At 66.9% G+C, this 19,340-nt stretch carries 17 protein-coding genes; 8 read left to right on the top strand and 9 right to left on the bottom strand.

The features are described from left to right. Window positions 1-17: 17 nt before the first annotated feature. The 5 genes from ACQZF9_RS19385 to ACQZF9_RS19365 all read right to left on the bottom strand — a co-directional run bounded on the left by ACQZF9_RS19385 (window position 18) and on the right by ACQZF9_RS19365 (window position 5,549). A complete protein-coding gene (locus ACQZF9_RS19385; protein ID WP_428310609.1) occupies window positions 18-1,241 on the bottom strand; it encodes a CaiB/BaiF CoA transferase family protein in 1,224 nt (407 codons plus the stop codon). Window positions 1,242-1,635: 394 nt separating this feature from the next. After that, the gene (locus tag ACQZF9_RS19380) at window positions 1,636-1,914 is read right to left on the bottom strand and encodes a hypothetical protein (protein WP_428310608.1); all 279 of its coding nucleotides are present in this window, start codon (window positions 1,912-1,914) and stop codon (window positions 1,636-1,638) included. 124 nt (window positions 1,915-2,038) lie between these two features. Continuing rightward, window positions 2,039-2,515: a MarR family winged helix-turn-helix transcriptional regulator gene (locus ACQZF9_RS19375; RefSeq protein ID WP_428310607.1), complete on the bottom strand. Its 477-nt coding sequence runs from the start codon at window positions 2,513-2,515 to the stop codon at window positions 2,039-2,041. A 39-nt stretch (window positions 2,516-2,554) separates the two neighbouring features. After that, the gene (locus tag ACQZF9_RS19370; protein WP_428310606.1) at window positions 2,555-3,808 is read right to left on the bottom strand and encodes an acetyl-CoA C-acetyltransferase; all 1,254 of its coding nucleotides are present in this window, start codon (window positions 3,806-3,808) and stop codon (window positions 2,555-2,557) included. A 70-nt stretch (window positions 3,809-3,878) separates the two neighbouring features. Beyond that, entirely contained in the window at window positions 3,879-5,549 is a 1,671-nt protein-coding gene (locus tag ACQZF9_RS19365) for an MFS transporter (protein ID WP_428310605.1), read from the bottom strand. A 218-nt stretch (window positions 5,550-5,767) separates the two neighbouring features. Here ACQZF9_RS19365 and ACQZF9_RS19360 point away from each other — a divergent pair, with 218 nt between their 5' ends. Next, a complete protein-coding gene (locus ACQZF9_RS19360; protein WP_428310604.1) occupies window positions 5,768-6,850 on the top strand; it encodes an NAD(P)H-dependent amine dehydrogenase family protein in 1,083 nt (360 codons plus the stop codon). Window positions 6,851-6,978: 128 nt separating this feature from the next. Here ACQZF9_RS19360 and ACQZF9_RS19355 read toward each other — a convergent pair whose 3' ends face one another. Both ACQZF9_RS19355 and ACQZF9_RS19350 read right to left on the bottom strand, forming a co-directional pair. Then, a complete protein-coding gene (locus ACQZF9_RS19355) occupies window positions 6,979-8,439 on the bottom strand; it encodes a class I adenylate-forming enzyme family protein (protein ID WP_428310603.1) in 1,461 nt (486 codons plus the stop codon). Between the two features lie 25 nt (window positions 8,440-8,464). After that, the gene (locus ACQZF9_RS19350; RefSeq protein WP_428310602.1) at window positions 8,465-9,835 is read right to left on the bottom strand and encodes a spinster family MFS transporter; all 1,371 of its coding nucleotides are present in this window, start codon (window positions 9,833-9,835) and stop codon (window positions 8,465-8,467) included. Window positions 9,836-10,119: 284 nt separating this feature from the next. On the opposite strand from ACQZF9_RS19350, the gene ACQZF9_RS19345 reads away from it, so the two are divergent. The 5 genes from ACQZF9_RS19345 to ACQZF9_RS19325 all read left to right on the top strand — a co-directional run bounded on the left by ACQZF9_RS19345 (window position 10,120) and on the right by ACQZF9_RS19325 (window position 14,334). Then, window positions 10,120-10,764: a carboxymuconolactone decarboxylase family protein gene (locus tag ACQZF9_RS19345; protein ID WP_428310601.1), complete on the top strand. Its 645-nt coding sequence runs from the start codon at window positions 10,120-10,122 to the stop codon at window positions 10,762-10,764. 17 nt (window positions 10,765-10,781) lie between these two features. Further along, complete coding sequence (locus ACQZF9_RS19340) at window positions 10,782-11,153, top strand: hypothetical protein (protein WP_428310600.1); 372 nt, start codon at window positions 10,782-10,784, stop codon at window positions 11,151-11,153. Further along, window positions 11,150-11,908, top strand: coding sequence for a 2-oxo acid dehydrogenase subunit E2 (locus ACQZF9_RS19335; protein WP_428310599.1), 759 nt, complete (start codon window positions 11,150-11,152; stop codon window positions 11,906-11,908). The genes ACQZF9_RS19340 and ACQZF9_RS19335 overlap by 4 nt, the downstream gene beginning before the upstream one ends. 127 nt (window positions 11,909-12,035) lie before the next feature. Next, entirely contained in the window at window positions 12,036-14,075 is a 2,040-nt protein-coding gene (locus ACQZF9_RS19330) for an alpha-ketoacid dehydrogenase subunit alpha/beta (protein WP_428310598.1), read from the top strand. 28 nt (window positions 14,076-14,103) lie between these two features. After that, entirely contained in the window at window positions 14,104-14,334 is a 231-nt protein-coding gene (locus ACQZF9_RS19325; protein WP_428310597.1) for a biotin/lipoyl-containing protein, read from the top strand. 167 nt (window positions 14,335-14,501) lie between these two features. On the opposite strand, the gene ACQZF9_RS19320 is transcribed toward ACQZF9_RS19325, so the two are convergent. Together ACQZF9_RS19320 and ACQZF9_RS19315 are read right to left on the bottom strand one after the other, a co-directional pair. Further along, complete coding sequence (locus ACQZF9_RS19320; protein WP_428310596.1) at window positions 14,502-16,016, bottom strand: CoA-acylating methylmalonate-semialdehyde dehydrogenase; 1,515 nt, start codon at window positions 16,014-16,016, stop codon at window positions 14,502-14,504. A gap of 239 nt (window positions 16,017-16,255) precedes the next feature. Beyond that, complete coding sequence (locus ACQZF9_RS19315) at window positions 16,256-17,062, bottom strand: enoyl-CoA hydratase/isomerase family protein (RefSeq protein ID WP_428310595.1); 807 nt, start codon at window positions 17,060-17,062, stop codon at window positions 16,256-16,258. Between the two features lie 224 nt (window positions 17,063-17,286). Here ACQZF9_RS19315 and ACQZF9_RS19310 point away from each other — a divergent pair, with 224 nt between their 5' ends. Together ACQZF9_RS19310 and ACQZF9_RS19305 are read left to right on the top strand one after the other, a co-directional pair. Next, entirely contained in the window at window positions 17,287-18,423 is a 1,137-nt protein-coding gene (locus tag ACQZF9_RS19310; protein ID WP_428310594.1) for an acyl-CoA dehydrogenase family protein, read from the top strand. Beyond that, entirely contained in the window at window positions 18,423-19,325 is a 903-nt protein-coding gene (locus ACQZF9_RS19305) for an acyl-CoA dehydrogenase family protein (protein ID WP_428310593.1), read from the top strand. Before ACQZF9_RS19310 ends, ACQZF9_RS19305 begins: the two co-directional genes overlap by 1 nt. Window positions 19,326-19,340 lie beyond the last annotated feature (15 nt).

Here is a 19,340-nt window from a genome sequence, read left to right as displayed (position 1 = left end):
TTTCAATGCGACGGTGATCAGGCGATCGCGCCGGAAGCCTTGAGCTGTTCGATGCGATCCCAGTCCAGGCCCAGCTCCATCAGAAAGGTTTCGGTATGTTCCGAAGCCTGCGGCGCGCGCGTGGTCTTCAGCGGCTCGTGATTGAACTGCACCGGGCCGCGCACCACCTTGAACGGCTTGCCGTCGTCGCCTTCGAGCTCCACCAGCATGTCGTTGGCCAGGGCCTGTTCGTCCGAGGTCAGATCGAGCAGGCTCTGGATCGGCGCCCACTGGCCCTTCATCGTTTTCAGGTGCTGACGCCAGTAGGCGAACGGCTTTTTGGCGAACGCGGCGACGATCAGATCGCTCGCCGCCTTGGAATTGGCGATCAGCGTCTTGACGTCGGCGAAGCGCGGATCGTCGGCGGCTTCGGGGATGCCGAAATGCTCGAAGGCGTCGCGGATCAAGCCGGTCGGGCTGACCATGCACAAATTGATCGTGCCGTTGTCCGCGGTGCGGAAATTGCCCATCAGCGGATTGCGTGCGGCACCGCCGGAAGTCGGCATCGAATTGCGCGTGGTCTGCCCGGTTTCCAGACCCTGCGCGATGTTCGCGCCCGAAGCCCACCATGCGGCGCTGAGCAGCGACACGTCGAGCTCGACGCCTTCACCGGTGCGTTCGCGATTGAACAGCGCGGCGGAAATGCCGCCGGCGATGAACATGCCGCCGATCGAATCGCCGAAGGCCATGATGCCCTGCGACAGCGGCCCTTCCATCTCGGCCGGCGTCATCGCATAGCCGACACCGCTGCGCGACCAGAACGCGGTGCCGTCGAAGCCGCCGGTGTCGCGCTCGACGCCCTTGTCGCCATAGGCGCTGCCGCGCGCGTAGATGATCTTCGGATTGACCGCGCGAATGTGCTCGATGTCGAACTTGTTCTTCTGCCGCACGCTGGGCAGGTAGTTGGTCAGGAACACGTCGGCGGTCTTGGCGATTTCGTAGAGCAGCGCCTGGCCTTCGGCGGTGGCGAGGTCGATGCCGACGCTACGCTTGCCGCGGTTCGGATGCTCGACCAGCGGGTTACGGTTCGGGTCGACCGCGATGCCGCCCATGTTGATGAAACCGCGCTGGGTATCGCCGCGCACCGGATGTTCGATCTTGATCACGTCGGCGCCCCAGTCGGCGAGGATCGCGCCGGCCGCGGGCACGAACGTGAACTGTGCAACTTCCAGCACGCGTACGCCCTTCATCACCTGCGTCATACGGTCTCTCCATCCATTTTTTGTCGCCGCGGCTATTGAACACCGCTGTTGCTCTAAATGATATCCCGTTTGCGCAGCCGGCGGCGACAGCGCGCCGCGCCGCGCTGCACGGTCAAGCGAAAATGCCGATCCACGCTAGGGCGCGCTGTTTTTTTTGCGGCGAGCAGGAAATGAGCGTCGTGGAGTTTTGGAGCGCAATGGCTAAGCCGCGAGCGTGGTGCAAGGGCTCTTCGTGCTTCGGCAAAGGCTGGCGCATTCGCCGCGCAAAGCGTTCGCGCTTCGCGCGGCGGCGCAGTACCGGATGAGGGTGTCCCGGATCCGGGTCGGGTTGGCGACTGAAAGTCCCTCACCCCTTGGCCCTCTCCCGCAGGGAGAGGGCGACACAGGCTGCTGCCTACTGCCTGGAGATGACGTCCGACTTGGACAGGCTGGTGGTCAGCTTGCCGTCGACCATCGCCAGCGTGCTCGCCGGCACGGTGCGCATGCTGCCGTCCAGGATCAGCTGTACGGAGCCGTCGTCGGACACGCGATAAACCGAACCCAGGCGGCCGCCGTTGGTGGCGTACAGCATCTTGCCCTTGGTCGCGATCGGGCCGGCCGAGGCGGTTTCCTGGGCAGCGGTGGCGACGCTCATGAACGCGAAAAGCGAAACGGCCAGCAGGGACTTCTTCACGGTGAATCTCCGGACTTGCAAGGGGAAAGATGATTCCGTAGCATCGAAACCATAAGCTACGTTAGTATTCGCCCCAGGGCAGTGTCAAGAGAAATTTAAGTTTTTAGTTAATTTTCTTTTTCGGCTAGCGTTGATTCGGTCCGGCGATGTTGCTGGCGACCACGTCGAGCAGGTTTTCCAGCCGCTCCAGGTCCTCGTCGCTGAGGCCGGCGAAGGCCTCCGCCTCGTAGCGGGCGGCGGCCTCGCCGAGACGGTCGAGCAGCGGCTTGGAGGCCGGTGTCAGGAACACGCAGTAGCCGCGACGGTCCTGGGCGTTCTCGCGCCGCTCCAGCAGGCCGTCCTCGCACAGCCGGTCGATCATGCGGCCGGCGGTGACCTCGGTGACCTCCAGCATCGCCGCGATCGAGCGCTGCGTGGTGCCGGGGTTGCGCGCCACCGCCGAGATCAGCCCCCACTTGGCGCGCGACACGCCGGCGCCCTGCACGTTCTGGTCGAACTGCTGCCACAGCTGGCGCGAAATCACCGTCAGCTTGCGGCCGATGGCGCGTTTGCGCGGGTTGGGCGGCGTGCCGCTGGGTGGTTCTTCTCCCGTCGTTTTCAAGCCGTTTTCCTGGTTGCCGGTGTGCGATCGATACGCGGTTCAGACGCGCTCGATGATGATCGCCGGCGCCATGCCGCCGGCTGCGCACATGGTAACCAGAGCGCGCCGCAGATCGCGCCTTTCCAGCTCGTCCAGCACGGTGCCGATCAGGATCGCGCCGGTGGCGCCGATCGGGTGGCCGAGCGCGATGGCGCCGCCATTGACGTTGATGCGCTCGCGGTCGATATGCAGATCGCGGATGAACTTTTCGACCACCACGGCGAAAGCCTCGTTGACTTCCCACAGGTCGATGTCGTTCACGGTGAGGCCGGCGCGCGCCAGGATCTTGCGCGCGGCCGGTACCGGCGCGTTGAGCATCAGCGTCGGGTCGTCGCCGATGTTGGCGGTGGCGATCACGCGCGCGCGCGGTTTCAGGCCGTGCTTGCGCACGTAGGCATCGGATGCCAGCAGCAGCGCGGCGGCGCCGTCGACATTGCCCGACGAGGTGCCGGCGTGATGGAAGGCGCCGATCTTCAGGCCCGGATAGACCGAGTTGATGATCTTGCGGAAGGTGTTGCCGTTTTCGTCGATCGGCATGTCGGCGATCTGGCCGAACGAGGGCTTCAGCGCGGCCAGGCCTTCCAGCGTGGTGTCGGCGCGCGGATGCTCGTCCCTGGCCAGCACCAGCTTGCCGTCCTCATCGAACACCGGAACGATGGACTTGTCGAAATAACCGTTGGCGATCGCGTGCGCGGCGCGCCGCTGGCTTTCGACGCCGAAGGCATCGAGGGCTTCGCGGGTGATGCCTTCCATTGATGCGATCGCGTCGGCGCTGACGCCCTGGTGCGACTGCGGATACCGCGCCTGCAGCCGCGCGTTGCCGGTGCCCAGGCCCGGCGATTTGAGCCCGGCCGCGGCCTCGGCCTGCTGCATGGCCGCGATCTGCGAGGTCATCTCGGTGCCGCCGGCGACGATCAGGTCTTCCATGCCGGCTTTCAGCTGCGCGGCGGCGAAGCTGACCGCGGTCAGACCGCTGCCGCAGAAGCGATCCAGCGTGACGCCGGCAACGCTCTTGTCGTAGCCGGCATCGAGCGCCGCCATGCGGCCCATGTCGCCACCCTGCTTGCCCTTCTGCGCGCTGGTGCCCCAGATCACGTCGTCGACGTCGCGGGTGTCGAAACCGTTGCGCTGCTGGATCGCCTTGAGCACGGTCGCCGCCAGATGCTGCGGATGCATGTGCGCCAATGCGCCCTTGCCGATTTTGCCGATGCCGCGCGGCGTGCGCACGGCGTCGATGATGAAGGCTTCCGGCATGAAGATTCTCCTGTTCGTTTCGCTTTGAGTATGAACTGATGACGAGGTGATGAAGCCGCCTGCGCGGCGTTCAAGGCCCGAAGACGCTGTAGTTGTCGCGCTGCGGATCCGGCACGTCGGCGCGCCAGCGCACCGATCCGAACGGCCGTTCCAGGCGCCGGCGCACGCGCAGCTCCGAGCTGTCCATGTTGAACGCGCTGGCCTGCTCCTGCAGATCCAGATCGGAATGGGTGAAGCGTTCGCGCTGGCGCAGGTAGTCGCCCCAGGTCGCGCAGTGATAGCGCTCGGTCCACAGCGACAGCTTGGCGATGTCGCGCGACAGCGACCAGTCGTAGGCGCCGTTGCGTCGCCGCGCATGCTGCAGCTTGAGCATCGCCGCGTAGAAGTCGCGCGCGTGCTCGGGGTCCACCGCGTAATCGATCTCGATGACGATGGGGCCGCTGCGCGGTGTCAGCTGCAGCGACACTTCCGGCTCGTGGCCGAGATCGACCACCTCGATTTCCTTGAGCGACACGCGCGGCATCGGCAGTACCAGGCCGAGCAGCGAGGTCAGCGCGAGCAGTACGCCGGAGGCGACGATCGCGACATCCACTCCCCAGGCGCCGGTGACCTGGCCCCAGATCCAGGCGCCGATGGCGATACCGCCGGTGAGTGCCGAGGAATGCAGTGCGATCGCGCGCGCCGCGACCCAGCGCGGCGCCGACAGCTGCACGCCAACCGAGAACAGCGACACCAGCAGCATATTGGCCGCGCCGGAAACCACCAGCAGCAGCGCGGTCAGGATCACGTGATGGCTGAAGCCGATCGCGATCACCGCCGGGCCGCCGACCAGCGCGCACAGGCCGACCGCGCGCTCGGCGCTGAAGCGCTCGCGCACCTCGCTGACCGCCAGCGCGCCGATCACCGCGCCGACGCCGGTGGCGCCGAGCAGCAGGCCGAACGTGCTGGCGGTGCCTTGCAACATGTCGCGCACGATCAGCGGCACCAGCGCCGCGGTCGCCGCGGTGCACAGTCCGAACAGGAATGCGCGAATCAGCACGATGCGGATCGGCGGCGAATGCAACGCATAGCGCGCGCCGCCGACGATCGCGCGATCGAGCCGTTCCGGCGGCAGCCGGTTTATCGCCTGCTGACGCTTCCAGAAAAAGAACGTGATCAGCAGCGGCAGATAGAACAGCGCGTTGATGCCGAACGCGCCCTTGGCGCCGACCAGCACGATCACCGCGCCGCCGATCGCCGGGCCGAAGCTGCGCGCGATGTTGTAGCTGACCGCGCCGAGCGCGACCGCGGCCGGCAGGTGCTCGGGCCGAACCTGCTCGATGATCGATGACTGCCAGGCCGGGCCGTACAGCGCGACGCCGCCGCCGATCAGAAAGCAGAACAGCAGCAGCAGCCAGGGCGTGGTCAGGCCGAGCATCGCGATCGTCGTCAGCACGGCGGCCGCCAGCGTGGCGAAGGCCAGCCCGGCCATCGCGGTCTTGCGCCGGTCGAACATGTCGGCGATCGCGCCGGCCGGCACGGCGACCAGCATCAGCGGCAGCATCATCGCCGACTGCACCAGCGCGACCATGCTCGCCGAGGTGGTCAGCCGGGTCATTTCCCAGGCGGCGCCGACGCCGAGCACCAGTTGGCCGAAATTCGACAGCAGGCTCGCCGTCCATATATTGCGGAACGTGGCTTCGCGTAGCGGCGCGAACGCATTCCAGCCCGCGGCCGGCGGCGATTCGTCGTGCGCATTCATCGAATCACGTCTCCTTTGCCGCACTGCCGGCGATCGATGGCCGCTGTATGTTTTTGATATTGCGCGCCGCAGCATCGCAGCGCGGGTGGAGAAACGGCGGCCAAGCTTGCTAGGCTGCGCTTCTAGTGTACACAGCAGTGCTGTTCATAAGCATCGTGCCGCCATTCCACAGCTCGCTGCGTTGCGCCGCAAGACAATAATATTTCGAGGAGAAACGCATGACACGTCCCAGCGCCGCGGTTCTGACGTCACGGCCGGCCCGGCAGTATCGCGTGGTGCAGTGGGCCACCGGCAACGTCGGCCTGCGGTCGCTGCGAGCGCTGATCGAGCACCCGGCCATGCAACTGGTCGGGCTTTACGTGTACAGCCAGGACAAGGCCGGGCGCGACGCCGGCGAACTCTGTGGTCTGCCTGCGATCGGCGTCAGTGCCACGCGCAGCCTCGACGACATCGTCGCGCTGAAGGCCGACTGCGTGGTGTACATGCCGCAGAACATCAACGTCGACGAGCTGTGCCGCCTGCTCGAAGCCGGCAGCAATGTCGTCACCTCGCGTCCCGAGTTCGCGCTGCCGTCGCGGTTGGCGCCGGATGTGCGGGAGCGTATCGAAGCGGCCTGCCGCGCCGGCAACAGCTCGATCCACAGTACCGGCAGCAGCCCGGGCTTCATCACCGAGATGATGCCGCTGACCCTGCTCAGCCTGCAGCGCCGGCTCGACGGCCTGCACATCAACGAATACGCCGATTGCAGCTCGCGCGACTCGCCGGAGATGCTGTTCCAGATCATGGGTTTCGGCCAGGCGCCGAACCCTCAGGCCGAAGCCGGCCGCGTGCATTATCTGCGCGAGGAATTCGGCCCTGCACTGAGAGTGGTGGCCGACGCCGTCGGCCTGGATTTCGACAGCATCGAGGCTCGCGGCCAGGTTGCGCTGGCGCGAAACGACATCGAGATCGCCGCTGGCGTGGTCAAGGCCGGCACCGTCGCCGCGCTGCGCACCACGGTGTCGGGCATGCGCAACGGCAAGCCGCTGATGACGTTCACCGCGAACTGGTTCGTCGGCTACGACATCGACGCCGACTGGAAGCTGCGCGGCGATGGCTGGCAGGTGGAAGTCGAAGGCGATTGCCCGCTCGACATGCACCTGTATTTCACCGTGCCGCTGGAGCGCAAGGCCGCGACCACGCCCGGGTATACCGCCCACCCTGTGGTCAACTCGGTGGCCTATGTCTGCGAAGCGGCGCCGGGCATCCGCACCTCGGCGCAGCTGCCGCGGATCATTCCGGATTTCGGCGGCGCCGCTTAGTCTGCGCCCGCGACCCTCGATGCGCCGCGTCGCGGCGACTCGGGAGGAAACGGGGGCAGTGGAAACCACAAGCACACCGTTCCCCCGAGTAGCGCCGCAGGCGCGTATCGAGGGACGCAGACGCCGGCTCAGTCGCGGATGAACAGGCGTTTCAACGCCGGCCGGTCGACCTTGAACGACGGTGTGCGCGGCAGCGCGTCGACGTAGCGCCAGTGCAGCGGAATATGCGTAGCCGGCAGATGGGCGCGCAGATGCGCCTCCAGCTGCGCGACGCTCGGCGTCTCGTGCTCCGGCTTGATCTGCAGCGCCACCGCCGGCACCTGACCGAGACGCGCATCGTCGATACCGGTAGCGGCCGCGGCCGAGATCGCCGGATGCAGCAGCAGCGCGCGTTCGATGACTTCGGGCAGCAGCTTGAAGCCGCCGCGCATGATCGCGCCGTCGGCGCGGCCGCGGCAGAACAGGAAGCCGTCGGCGTCGAGTACGGCGATGTCGGACGTGCGGATCCAGTCCGGGCCGATGCGCGGCGACACCACTTCGAGCAGGCCTTCGCTGCCGGGCGGCAGCGGTGCGCCGCTGTCTTCGTCGACGATGCGCAGGCGCGCGCCCGGCAGCGCGCGGCCGACGCTGCCGAACTTGGCATCGCCCCATTGCGCATGCAGATCGGCGGTCATCGCCGACACCGGGCCGCCGAATTCGGTGGCGCCGTAGGACAGCAGGATCGGGATGCCATAGCGCGCCTCGAAAGCGCGCTGCACGTTCGGATCCAGCGGCGCCGCGCCGGTGCCCAGCGCGCGCAGGCTGGACAGGTCCTCGGGCGGAATCTGCGCGTCCAGCAGCATCTGCAGGCCGGCCGGCGGCATGCCGCTGTGCGTGGGGCGGAAACGCTTCACGTAGTCGTGCCAGCCGGCGACGCTGAACCGATCCAGCAGCACCGCGCGCTGGCCCTTGATCAGCGGCGGAATCGTCGAATAGATGCCGGTGATGTTGCCCAGCGGAAAGCACAGCAGCGCCGGTGGCTGCTGCGACAAGTCGCTGAGCGCGCCGACGTGATGGCGCGCGATCAGTTCGTAGCTGACGCTGAAAGGCTTGGGCGGACCGGTGGTGCCACTGGTGAGGATATCGATGCGCGGCTGCACGCGCGTGTCGCGGCTGTCGCGGCGCCGGCCGCGCTGGATCGTGTCGATCGCGACCGCGTCCATTTCGCTCAGGGCTATGCCGACGATCTGCCGCTGTTGCAGCACCGCGCGCAGCTCGTCTGAGAAGTCTTCGGCTGCGGCGACGACGATGGCCGCATCGAGCTTGCCGATATCGCCTGCGATCGCGGCCGGTGACTGGAACGCGTAGACCATGCGCAGCTGGCGGCCTCGTGCGAGCAGGCCGAACAACGCGGCGATCGCGGAGGGCCGGTTGCGCGGCACGAAGGCGACCGGGCCGTCGCTGCCGCTGGCGTCCATCAGCGCTTGCAGTCGCTGCGCGACACGGCGCATCTCGCCCCAGTCGTACCAGCGCTTTTCGTACTCGATCGCCGCGTGATCGGCCGCGCGCGCCAGCGCGCGGGCGCAGAGCGATTCCAGGGTGCCGCTCATGCCTTGCCCTGCACCGCCGACGGCTTCAGGCCGGCGCCAGCTCGGCCGCGAGCACCGCCTGGCGCATGTGCTTGCGCCCGGTCAGCAGCATCGCCGCGGCCAGCGGAAGAAAGATCGCGATCACCACGGCCATGCCGTAGCCGATCGCGGCTTCGCTGTGGAATACGTGATCCGAGATCGCGCCCATCAGCAAGGGCCCGACGCTGACGCCGATCAGGCCGGCGGTCGCACCGTAGAACGACACGCCGGTGCCGCGCAGCGCATTGGGCGTGACCAGATTCAGCGCCGCGTTGCTGCAGGCGGAGATCGAGCTGGTCAGCAGCTGGAACATGGTGATGAAGACGATGAAGATCAGCGGCGACGTCGACGTCAACGCGACGACGCCCGCAGGCGCGGCGAGGATCAGGCAGCTGCCGTACCACAGGAACTGCGCGTCGCGCTGACCGCGGCGGACCATCACGTCGATAAAGCGGCCGCTGACCAGCGGGCCGAAGATGCCGGAGATGGCGACGATGGCGCCCAGCACCAGGCCGATCTGGCCGAAGTGCCAGCCGAACGTGCGACCCATGAAGGCGGCGAGCCAGCTGCCGGTGCCGGTGATCGTCGCCGACACCAGGCCGAATCCGACGTAGTGGCTGACGAAGAAGCGCGGTTGCGTACGCAGAAAGCGGATCAGGTCGCGGTACGCGGTGACGACGAAAGTCCAGCTGGTGTTGACCGCGAGGCGGCCGCGACGCAGCGGCTCGGGCACCGTGAACATCAGCAGGGACATCAGCGCGCCGGGAATGCCGACGATGAAGAATACCGCCTGCCAGGAGCGCACTTCGCCGATCAGCGGCAGCGCCACCGTGGCGTGCTTGGACACCGCCTCGATGATCAGGCCGCCGAACAGGTAGGCGCAGCCCGAGCCGATGGTCGAGCCCAGCGCGAACACCGCGAACGCCAGCGTCAGGCGGTCGCGCGGGAACAGGTCGGTGAGCATCGACGTCGCCGCCGGCGACAGTGCCGCTTCGCCGGCACCGACGCCGACGCGAGCCGTCAGCAGCGAGCCGAAGCTCTGCGCAGTGCCGCACAGCGCGGTGGAGATCGACCAGATCGAGACGCCGCTGAAGATCACCCAGCGCCGGCTGAAGCGATCCGCGACCGCGCCGGCGAGCAGGCCGAACAGGCAGAAGGTGATCGCGAAAGCGAAGCCGTTGAGCAGCCCGAACTGCGTGTCGGAGATGCCCAGGTCCGCCTTGATCGGGCCGACCAGCAGCGAGATGATGAAGCGGTCGAGTACCGACAGCCAGTACATCGTGGCCAGTACCGCCGCTGCATACCAGGCGACGGCGCTGCGAGGGTAGGCAAGCTGCTGGGCCGGCTCACTGGCGGAGGCAACGCTGGCTTGGAACATGATGAGGCGTCTTCCGTGGTGCGCGGGGCGCTGCGAGGCTACTCGCGTTGCGTCGCAACAATCAACAATAGTGTTGGATAAGGCCGGGCCGATCGGTGTCTCGCGCGGTGAGGTCGCGACAATGCATGGCCGGATCGCTACATTTCGCGTCGCGCCGCCGCTTTGCCTCGACGGCCGGCGCTGGCATACAATCCAAGTGAACAGCGCTGTCTATAATAAGCAAGGTCAGTGACTCGGCTCCGCCTGCCGGCGGCACCATCGTCGTGACTCGCGGAGGAGCTTTCTTGACTCAGGATCATCCGGCGTCGCCGCGCATTGTTCCCCAGCTGCCATCGGACTGGGATGAGGCGGCAAAACAGGCCCTGGCGGCCTTTCCGAAGAGTTACGAATTCGTTATCAATGGCTGGAACGCGGGCGAGCGCCAGGTGCGCGGCATGAACGTGCTCGGCCTGTTGGCCCATTACCCGGCGCTGGCCAGGGCCTTCATGACGCTGAACGCCCACGTCGCCGGCGCCAGCAGCCTGCCGTATCGCGATCGCGAGATCGTGATCCTGCGGCTGAGCTGGCTGATGCATTCGGAATACGAGCTGGTGCAGCACATGATCCTGGGCAAGCGCGCGGGCCTCTCCGACGACGAGATTCAATGGCTGCGCCAGGGCCCGGACGCGGCCGGCTGGCCGGCCGGCGATGCCGATCTGGTGCGCGCCGTCGACGAGCTGCACGCGCTGTCGCGGATCACGCCGGCGAGCTGGTCGCGGCTGTCGCGGCGCTACGACCACAAGCAGATGCTCGACCTGGTGTTCCTGTTCGGCTGCTACGGCACGCTGGCGCTGGTGATCAACAGCACCGACATGCCGATCGAGGGCAGCGCGCCGCCGCTGGACCCGGCGATACGCGAGCAGCTGCTGAACTCGCAGGCGCGACCCTGATCGCGATGTCGCCGCGCATGTCCCGTTACCTGTTCATGGTTCACAGCAACGCGGCGCCGGGGCTGGACGCGGAATATCGCGACTTCATCGCCCGGCACTTCGACGACATCATGGCGCTGCCGGGCGTGATCTGGGGGCGTCGCGGCGCGGTGGCGGCGACGCAGGTGCGGCCGGCGCCGGACGCGCATCGCTACGTCGCCGTGTTCGAAGTCCAGACCGATGACCTGCAGGGCTTCATCGACGAGATGAATGCGCGCGTGATCAGCGGGCGCATGCCGCGCAGCGCCGCGGTCAGCGACGCGCAGCCGGTGTTCTGGGAAGTGCTGCAAATGGATGCCGCGAGCGCCGCCTCGCCCGATCGCCTGTCAAACATAGAGACCAAGACATGAGTGACACCAAACCGCCTGCCGCGCCGCTCGCGCCCTTGCCCTGGCCGGCCGACGACCTGTCGGTTTTCGGCCCGGTCGAGGCGCGCCCGGTCGGCAAGATCCAGCACTACGTCGGCCGCGTGATGCAGCGCAACTGGAGCACGATTCCGCATGTGACGCACAACGACGAGGCCGACATCACCGGTTTCGAAAAGCGGCGCAAGGCCTGGAACGCGGCGCATCCGGATGCCAAGCGCACCCTGCTGCCGGCGATGATCAAGGCCGCGGTGGCCTGCCTGCAGCGCTTCCCGGTGTTCAACAGTTCGCTGAGTGCCGACGGCGCCACGATCTACTCGAAAAAGTACTACCACATCGGTATCGCCGTCGACGTGCCGACCGGCCTGCTGGTGCCGGTGGTGCGCGATGCCGACAAGAAGAGCATCGGCGAGATCGTCGAGGAAGTGACGCGCGTGTCCGAGAAGGCGCGGACCAAGGGCCTGTCGATCGCGGAGATGTCCGGCGGCTGTTTTTCGCTGTCCTCGCTCGGCCATATCGGCGGCACCAGTTTCTCGCCCATCATCAATGCGCCGGAGGTGGCGATCCTCGGCATCACCCGCGCCCAGGATCGCTTCCTGCCGGACGCCGAGGGCCGGCCGGTGCTGCGCCAGCTGCTGCCGCTGTCGCTGAGCTACGACCACCGCGTGATCAACGGCGCCGACGCAGCGCGGTTTACCCGGGCGTTCGCCGAGCAGCTCGAGGCCTTCGAGTTCAGCTGAGGCGCTGCCGCAGCTTTGCCGGGCCTATTGAACTACACTGTTGACTTCAGGGCGGGCGATCGATCAGGGCGCTGCACGGGCTTACGGAATCGACGCACCGACCAACGAAACGAATCAGGACGAGAGCATGCAAGTTAAAACCGGAAGTGGCGCGGCTATCGATTCGGCGACCCTGGTCGAAATCTATCGCCAGATGGCGCGCATCCGCGCCGTCGACAAGGGCATCCAGGCAGGGCTGTCGGCCGGCAAATTTCTGTTTGCCTACTGGCCGGCAACGGGTCAGGAAGTGATCCCGGCGACGATTTCGCAGCTGACCAGCAAGCGCGACTACATGGTGACCACCTATCGCGGCATCCACGACCAGGTGGCCAAGGGTCTGGATCTCGAAGGCCTGTTCTCCGAAGCCCTGGCCCGCGTCGGCGGCGTCAACAAGGGCAAGGGCGGCGCGCCGCATATTTCCGACCCGGCCTCGGGCTCGATGCTCACGACGGCCATCGTCGGCGCTGGCGCACCGATCGCCAACGGCCTGGCCTTCGCCGCCAAATCGCGCGGCGAAGATCGCGTGACCATCGTCAATTTCGGTGACGGCGCCACCAGCATCGGCGCCGTGCACGAAGCGATGAACTTCGCCGGCAGCTGGAAGCTGCCGGTGATCTTCCTGTGCCAGAACAACCAGTGGGGCGAATACACCCCGTACGCCGGCTACACCGCCAGCAAGGACCTCGCCTCGCGTGCCGCCGGTTACGGCTTCAAGGGCGTGAAACTCGACGGCAACGATCCGGCCGCGTTCTACAACGGCATGAAGGACGTCATAGCGGAGATTCGCGCCGGCAACGGCCCGATCTTCGTCGAAGCCACTACCTATCGCCTCGGCCCGCATGCCGGCATCGGCGACAATCACAACGCGCCGAAAGAAGAATTGCTCGCGGGCAAGGAGGCCTGGCCGGTGCCGCGCACCCGCGCGCTGCTGATCGAGTCCGGCGCCGCCACCGAAGCCCAGCTGGCCGAGATCGAAGAGGCCGCGCGCGCCGAAGTGGAGGCCGCGATGGCCAAGGCGATGGCGTCTCCGTCGTGCCCGAAAGAAGAGATGCTGCTCGACGTCTATGCCGACGTCGGCAACGTGCCGGTCCGCGGCCAGTATCCGCGGCGCGAGGCGGAGGTCGAGCCGACCGGCGAAACCAAGAACATGCTGATGCTGGAGGCGGTGATCCAGGCGCAGGCCACCGCGATCGAGCTGGACAAGGGCGTGTTCTCGTTCGGTGAGGATGTCGGCAAGCCGGGTGGCGTATTCGGTACGTCCAAGGGCCTGCAGGCCAAGTACGGTGCCGACCGCGTGCTGGATACGCCGATCGCCGAGCAGGCGATCATCGGTTGCGGCGTCGGTGCCGCGCTGGTCGGCATGCGGCCGATCGCGGAGATCATGTTCAACGACTTCGCCGGCGTTTGCATGGACCCGATCTTCAATCACGCGGCCAAGCAGCGTTTCATGTCCGGCGGCGCGACCCACGTGCCGATGGTGATCCGCATGATGGTCGGCGGCGGCCTCGGCGGAAATGGCGCCCAGCATTCGCAGTCGCTCGAAGCCTGGTTCACGCATGTGCCAGGCCTGAAGGTGGTCATGCCGAGCACGCCGTTCGACGCCAAGGGCCTGCTGCTGAGCAGCATCTTCGACGAGGATCCGGTCATCTTCCTCGAATCGATCAAGCTGCTGCGCGGCAGCAAGGGCGACGTGCCGGTCGAGGACTACCGCATCCCGCTGGGCGTGGCCAAAGTGCGTCGCGAAGGCAGCGATATCACGCTGGTGTCCTACGGCTGGGAAGTGCACGAATGCCTGGCCGCCGCGACCGAGTTGCAGAACGAGGGCATCAGCTGCGAGGTCGTCGACCTGCGCAGTCTGGTGCCGATAGACTATGCGCGCGTACTGGATTCGGTGAAGAAGACGCGGCGTGCACTGGTGGTGCACGCGGCCACCGAGTTCGGCGGCTTCGGCGCCGAAATCGCCAGCACGATCGGCGAAGAACAGTTCTCCACGCTGAAGGCGCCGGTGGGCCGCCTGGGCGCGGTGTTCGCGCCTATCGGCTATTCGCGCGAAGTCGAGTTCAACCAGATTCCGTACGCCAAGGACATCGCGGCGCGCGTGCGGCAAATCGTCGCTTTCAAGCACTAATTCAGGCTAGTCAAGGAACGCAAACGAGATGGCGACTGTACTGACGATTCCGAAACTCGAAATGTCCATGACCGAGGGCACGCTGACCGAATGGCTGGTCGCCGACGGCACCCAGGTCAAGGAAGGCGATCCGATCTACTCGCTGGAAACCGGCAAGTCGGTGCAGGAGATCGCAGCCCCTGCGTCCGGCAAGCTGGTGCAGAAACTCCCCGCCGGCGACGTGCTCGACGTCGGCACCGTGATCGGCGAGATCGTTTAAGGCGACGCCGTCATTCCCGCGAAGGCGGGAATCCAGGGACGCCTGGCGCGGCTCTCGAAGCACTGGATTCCCGCCTTCGCGGGAATGACAGGCCAGGACGCCGTGCAGTAGTTCAGGCAATAAAAAAGCGCGGAGCCGAACAACCGGCCCGCGCTTTTTTGTGCTCGCTACTGCGCCGTCGGCATCACGAACTCCGGCCCTTTCGATGTGCTGTCCGGCCAGCGCTGCATGATGCTCTTGTAGCGCGTGTAGAAGCGCACGCCTTCCATGCCGTAGGCATGCGTGTCGCCGAACAGGCTGCGCTTCCAGCCGCCGAAGGAATGCCAGGCCATCGGCACCGGGATCGGCACGTTGATGCCGACCATGCCGACCTGCACGCGGCGCGAGAATTCGCGCGCGGTGGCGCCGTCGCGGGTGAAGCAGGCAACGCCGTTGCCGAACTCGTGCGCGTTGATCAGCTCCAGCGCGGCCGCGAAGTCCGGCACGCGCACCACGCTCAGCACCGGCCCGAAAATCTCCTCCTTGTAGATCGTCATGTCCGGCTTGACATGATCGAACAAGCTGCCGCCGATGAAGAAGCCATTGTCGTGGCCGGGCACCTTGAAGCCGCGGCCGTCGACCACCAGCTCGGCGCCTTCCTTGATGCCGGTGGCGATGTAGCCCTCGATCTTGGCCTTGTGGATGCCGGTGACGACCGGGCCCATTTCGGCGCGCGATTCGACGCCGTTGCAGATGATCAGTTGCTTGGCCCGCGCCGCGACCTTGGCGACGACCTCGTCGGCGATGTCGCCGACGACCACCGCCACCGAGATCGCCATGCAGCGCTCGCCGGCCGAGCCGTAGGCGGCGCCGATCAGGGCGTCGACGGCCTGGTCGATGTCGGCGTCGGGCATGATCACCATGTGGTTCTTGGCGCCGCCGAGCGCCTGCACGCGCTTGCCGCGCCGGGTGCCTTCGCTATAGATGTATTCGGCGATCGGCGTCGAGCCGACGAAGCTCAGCGCCTGCACATCCGGATGCGCGAGCAGGCCGTCGACGGCGAGTTTGTCGCCCTGCAGCACGTTGAACACGCCGTCCGGCAGGCCGGCCTGCTTGAGCAGCTCGGCGACCCGCAGTGACGGCGAGGGATCGCGCTCCGAGGGCTTGAGCACGAAGGTGTTGCCGCAGATCAGCGCCATCGGGAACATCCACATCGGCACCATCACCGGGAAGTTGAACGGCGTGATGCCGGCGACCACGCCCAGCGGCTGGCGCAGGTTCCAGTTGTCGATGCCGCCGCCGATGTTGTCGCTGTGCGAGCCGGCGAGCAGGTGCGGCGCGCCCATCGCGAACTCGACCACTTCGATGCCGCGCGTGACTTCGCCGGCGGCGTCGCTCAGCACCTTGCCGTGCTCGGCGGTGATCAGCCGGGCCAGCTCGTCGCGATTGGCTTCGAGCAGCTCGCGGAACTTCATCAGGATGCGCGCGCGGCGCAGCGGCGCGGTCGCCGACCAGGCCGGGAACGCAGCGGCGGCGGCGGCCACCGCGGCATCGACGTCGGCCTGCGTCGCCAGGCTCACCTTGCCGGTGACGGCGCCGGTGGCCGGGTTGAACACGTCGCTGGTGCGCGCATCGGCTGCGCTGCGCACGGCGCCGCCGATGTAGTGGCCGAGAGTCGCAACGCGGGAGTCAGACGAAGTCATGGCAGTCTTGTGTCGCTTGGTGGGGCGCCATATTAACCCGTGGCGTCGTCGGATAAGAAACAGCAGTGTTGCTTAGCGGGTCCTGGTCTTGTGATTGGAAAAGCACACGACCACCCCCGTTCGTCCCGAGTAGCCGCTTGCGGCGTATCGAGAGACTTGATCACCCTTGTGTCCCTCGATACGCGGGCACGCCCGCTACTCGGAAGGAACGCAGGGGTGCCAGCTTCCGATTGCTGCTGTTAACCCGGCTTCCTGCTCGAAGCCGCCGCCTGCTTGTCGACCAGCGCCTGCACCGCGGCGCGGTGCTCCGGCGAGCGCACGCTCAAGGATTCGTAGGCGACGCCGGCGTCGAGCACCGCGTGGGCGATGCGCTTCAGCTCCAGGTTCATCAGCACCTTGGTCCAGCGCAGCGCATTGGTCGACGTCGCCAGCAGCCGGTCGCAATGCGCGTCGACCACGGCGTCGAGTTCGGCCGCCGGCACGCTGCGGTTGACCAGGCCGATCGCCTCCGCCTTGGCCGCGGTCAGCAGCTCGCCGGTCATCAGGTACTCCTTGGCGCGGCCTAGGCCGATGCGCTGCGCCCAGATCGCCGCGCCGCCGTCGCCGGCGACCAGGCCGATGTTGACGTGAGGATCGCCGATCTTGGCGCTGTCGGCCGCGTAGATCGTGTCGCACAGCAGCGCCAGCGTCGCGCCCAGGCCGACCGCGTGGCCGTTGAGCCGGCACACCAGCGGCTTGTCCAGGTCCAGCATCGAAAACACGATGCGCTTGGCGCAGCGCGCCTCCCAGTCGAACAGCTCCGGGTTGGCGGCGTTGCGGGTGATGTGCTGCATGTCGCCGCCGGCGGAGAACGCGCGGCCGGCGCCGGTCAGCACGACGACGTCGCTATGCGGATCGCGTGCGGCGAACACGAACACTTCGGCCAGCTCTTCGTGCATCGCCAGATTGCAGGCGTTGAGCAGCTCCGGACGATTCAGCGTAATCGTCAGGCGGCGTCCCTGCCGCGTCAGCAGCAGCGTGCCGTATGTCGGAATCGAGTCGGTCATGGAGGGTGGGTCGCTAAGGGTTCGGGGGCGGGCGCTGCCCGATTATGCCGCGGTCCTGTCGTGGCCGGCCGGACTTCGGCCCGAACCCGATGCGTCGGCAGACAATCCGGCACTCGTGAACAACGCTGTTGACATATTATGATCCCGACAGCGCGGCATATCCTGTACCGACCGCCGCAGGCTGTACAGAAATTCTAATAACCAGACCGGGTTGGACAACACCGATGGATTTCAACTGGACTCCGGAGCAGCTGGAATTTCGCGCGACCGTGCGCGCCTTCCTGGCCGAACATCTGCCGCCGAACTGGGAAACCGTCGCGCACGGCCCGGCATCGGAAGTGCAGAGCGAATTCGCCGATGTGTTCTGCCGCAAGCTCGCGCAGGCCGGCCTGCTGGTGCCGCACTGGCCGCTGCGTTGGGGCGGCCGCGACGCCGACGCCTGGACCGCCTTCATCCTCGCCGAGGAAATGTGGATGGCCGGCGAGCCGCGCGGCGGCCAGTACATGAACGTGAACTGGATCGGGCCGACGCTGATGCGCCACGGCTCCGAAGAACAACAGCAGCGCTACATCCCGCCGATGGCCGGCGGCGCGACGATCTGGTGCCAGGGTTTTTCCGAGCCCGAGTCCGGTTCGGACCTGGCATCGCTGCGCACGCGCGCCGAGAAAATCGGCGCGAATTACCGCATCAACGGCCAGAAAATCTGGACGTCTTATGCCGGTTACGCCGACACCTGCTTCCTGCTGGCGCGTACCTCGCCAGGCAAGAACGGCATTTCGATTTTCCTGGTGCCGATGGAAACGCCGGGCATCACCGTGCGCCAGATCCCGAGCGTGATCGGCGAGGGCGATATCCACGAAGTGTTCTTCGACGACGTCGAAGTACCGGAGACCGCGATGCTCGGCGGCGAGGGACAGGCCTGGGAGATCACGCGCACCGCGCTGTCGCTGGAGCGCGTCGGCATTCCGCGTTTCGCGCTGGCCTCGCTGATGCTGCGGCGTAGCGTCGATCGGCTGAAAAAAGCCGGCCGCTACAGCGGCTCTGCGGTCGAGCAGTCGGCACGCGCGCATGCGGCCTGCGAATCGGCAAGGCTGTACAGCTACAACATCATCGACCAGCGGGTGCGTGGCATCACCGCCGGCCCGGAGGCGAGCGCCGGGCGCTTCGCCACGGTCAATGCCGAACGCCTGGTCGGAGAATTCGTCGTCGAGCACTGCCCCGAGGCGCTCGCCGGCGGCGAACCGATGCTGCAGGCGCATCACCAGCGCGCCATCGTGGCGGGCATCGCCTCGGGTGCTGCCGAGATCCAGCTCAACATCATCGCCACCGACTTGCTGAAGCTGCCGAGGGAGCCGCGCTGATGGACTTCACACTCGATTCCGACCAGACCGCGCTGACCGACGCGATCGACCGCATCGCCGCGCAATACGACGCCAAGCCGACCGAGTTTCACGGCTTCGCACTCGCCGGCACCGCGCTCGAGAACGAATTGGCAGAAGGCGAATATTTCGATATCGCGCAAATTCCCGAATACGGCCCGCTGACCGCGGCGCTGGCGGTGGAGCGCCTGGCACGCACCGCATATGCGGCCGAAACCGCGCTGTCGATGCTGCTGCGCGCGCAGCTGCCGGGCGAATGGCCGCGGCCTCTGGCCGTGGTCGAAAACGGCCGTCCCGGCCGCTTCGTGGCGACCGCCAAAACCCTGATCGTCATAGACGGATCCAAGATCAGTCTGGCGCAGCCGGCGGCAGGCGACGTCGAGGCGGTCGAGTCCTTGTTCGCGTATCCGATGGGCCGGCTGATCGGCCAGCCGCAGTTGACCGCGCTGTCCGACGCCGACGCGGCGACCGTGCGCACCTGGCTGCGCGTCGCGCTGGCTGCGGAAGCCAGCGGGCTGATCCAGGCCGCGATCGATTCCACCGTCGAGCATCTGTCGGTGCGCAAGCAGTTCGGCCGTCCGCTGGGCAGCTTCCAGGCGCTGCGCCACCGCATGGCCGAATGCGCGGTGCTCGCCGGTGGCGTGCGCCACCTGACGCGCAAGGCCGCGGCCAGCGGCGACGCCGGCGACGCCGCGCTGGCCGCGCTGCACGCGCAGGACACGGCCACGCGCCTGGTCTACGAAATGCACCAGATGCTCGGCGCGATGGGCATGACGCTGGAGCATCCGCTGCACCTGTGGACGTATCGGCTCAAGGCGCTGCTGTCCGAACTCGGCGGTCGCGGCGGTCAGGCGCAGGCCGTGGCCGAGCATTGCTTCGCATAAGCCCGACCGGAGGAA

This window comes from Hydrocarboniphaga sp. (assembly GCF_965279055.1).
Lineage (GTDB): Bacteria > Pseudomonadota > Gammaproteobacteria > Nevskiales > Nevskiaceae > Hydrocarboniphaga.
The sequence above is the reverse complement of the archived record's forward strand: the minus strand, read 5'-3'. Positions and strand labels throughout refer to the sequence as shown.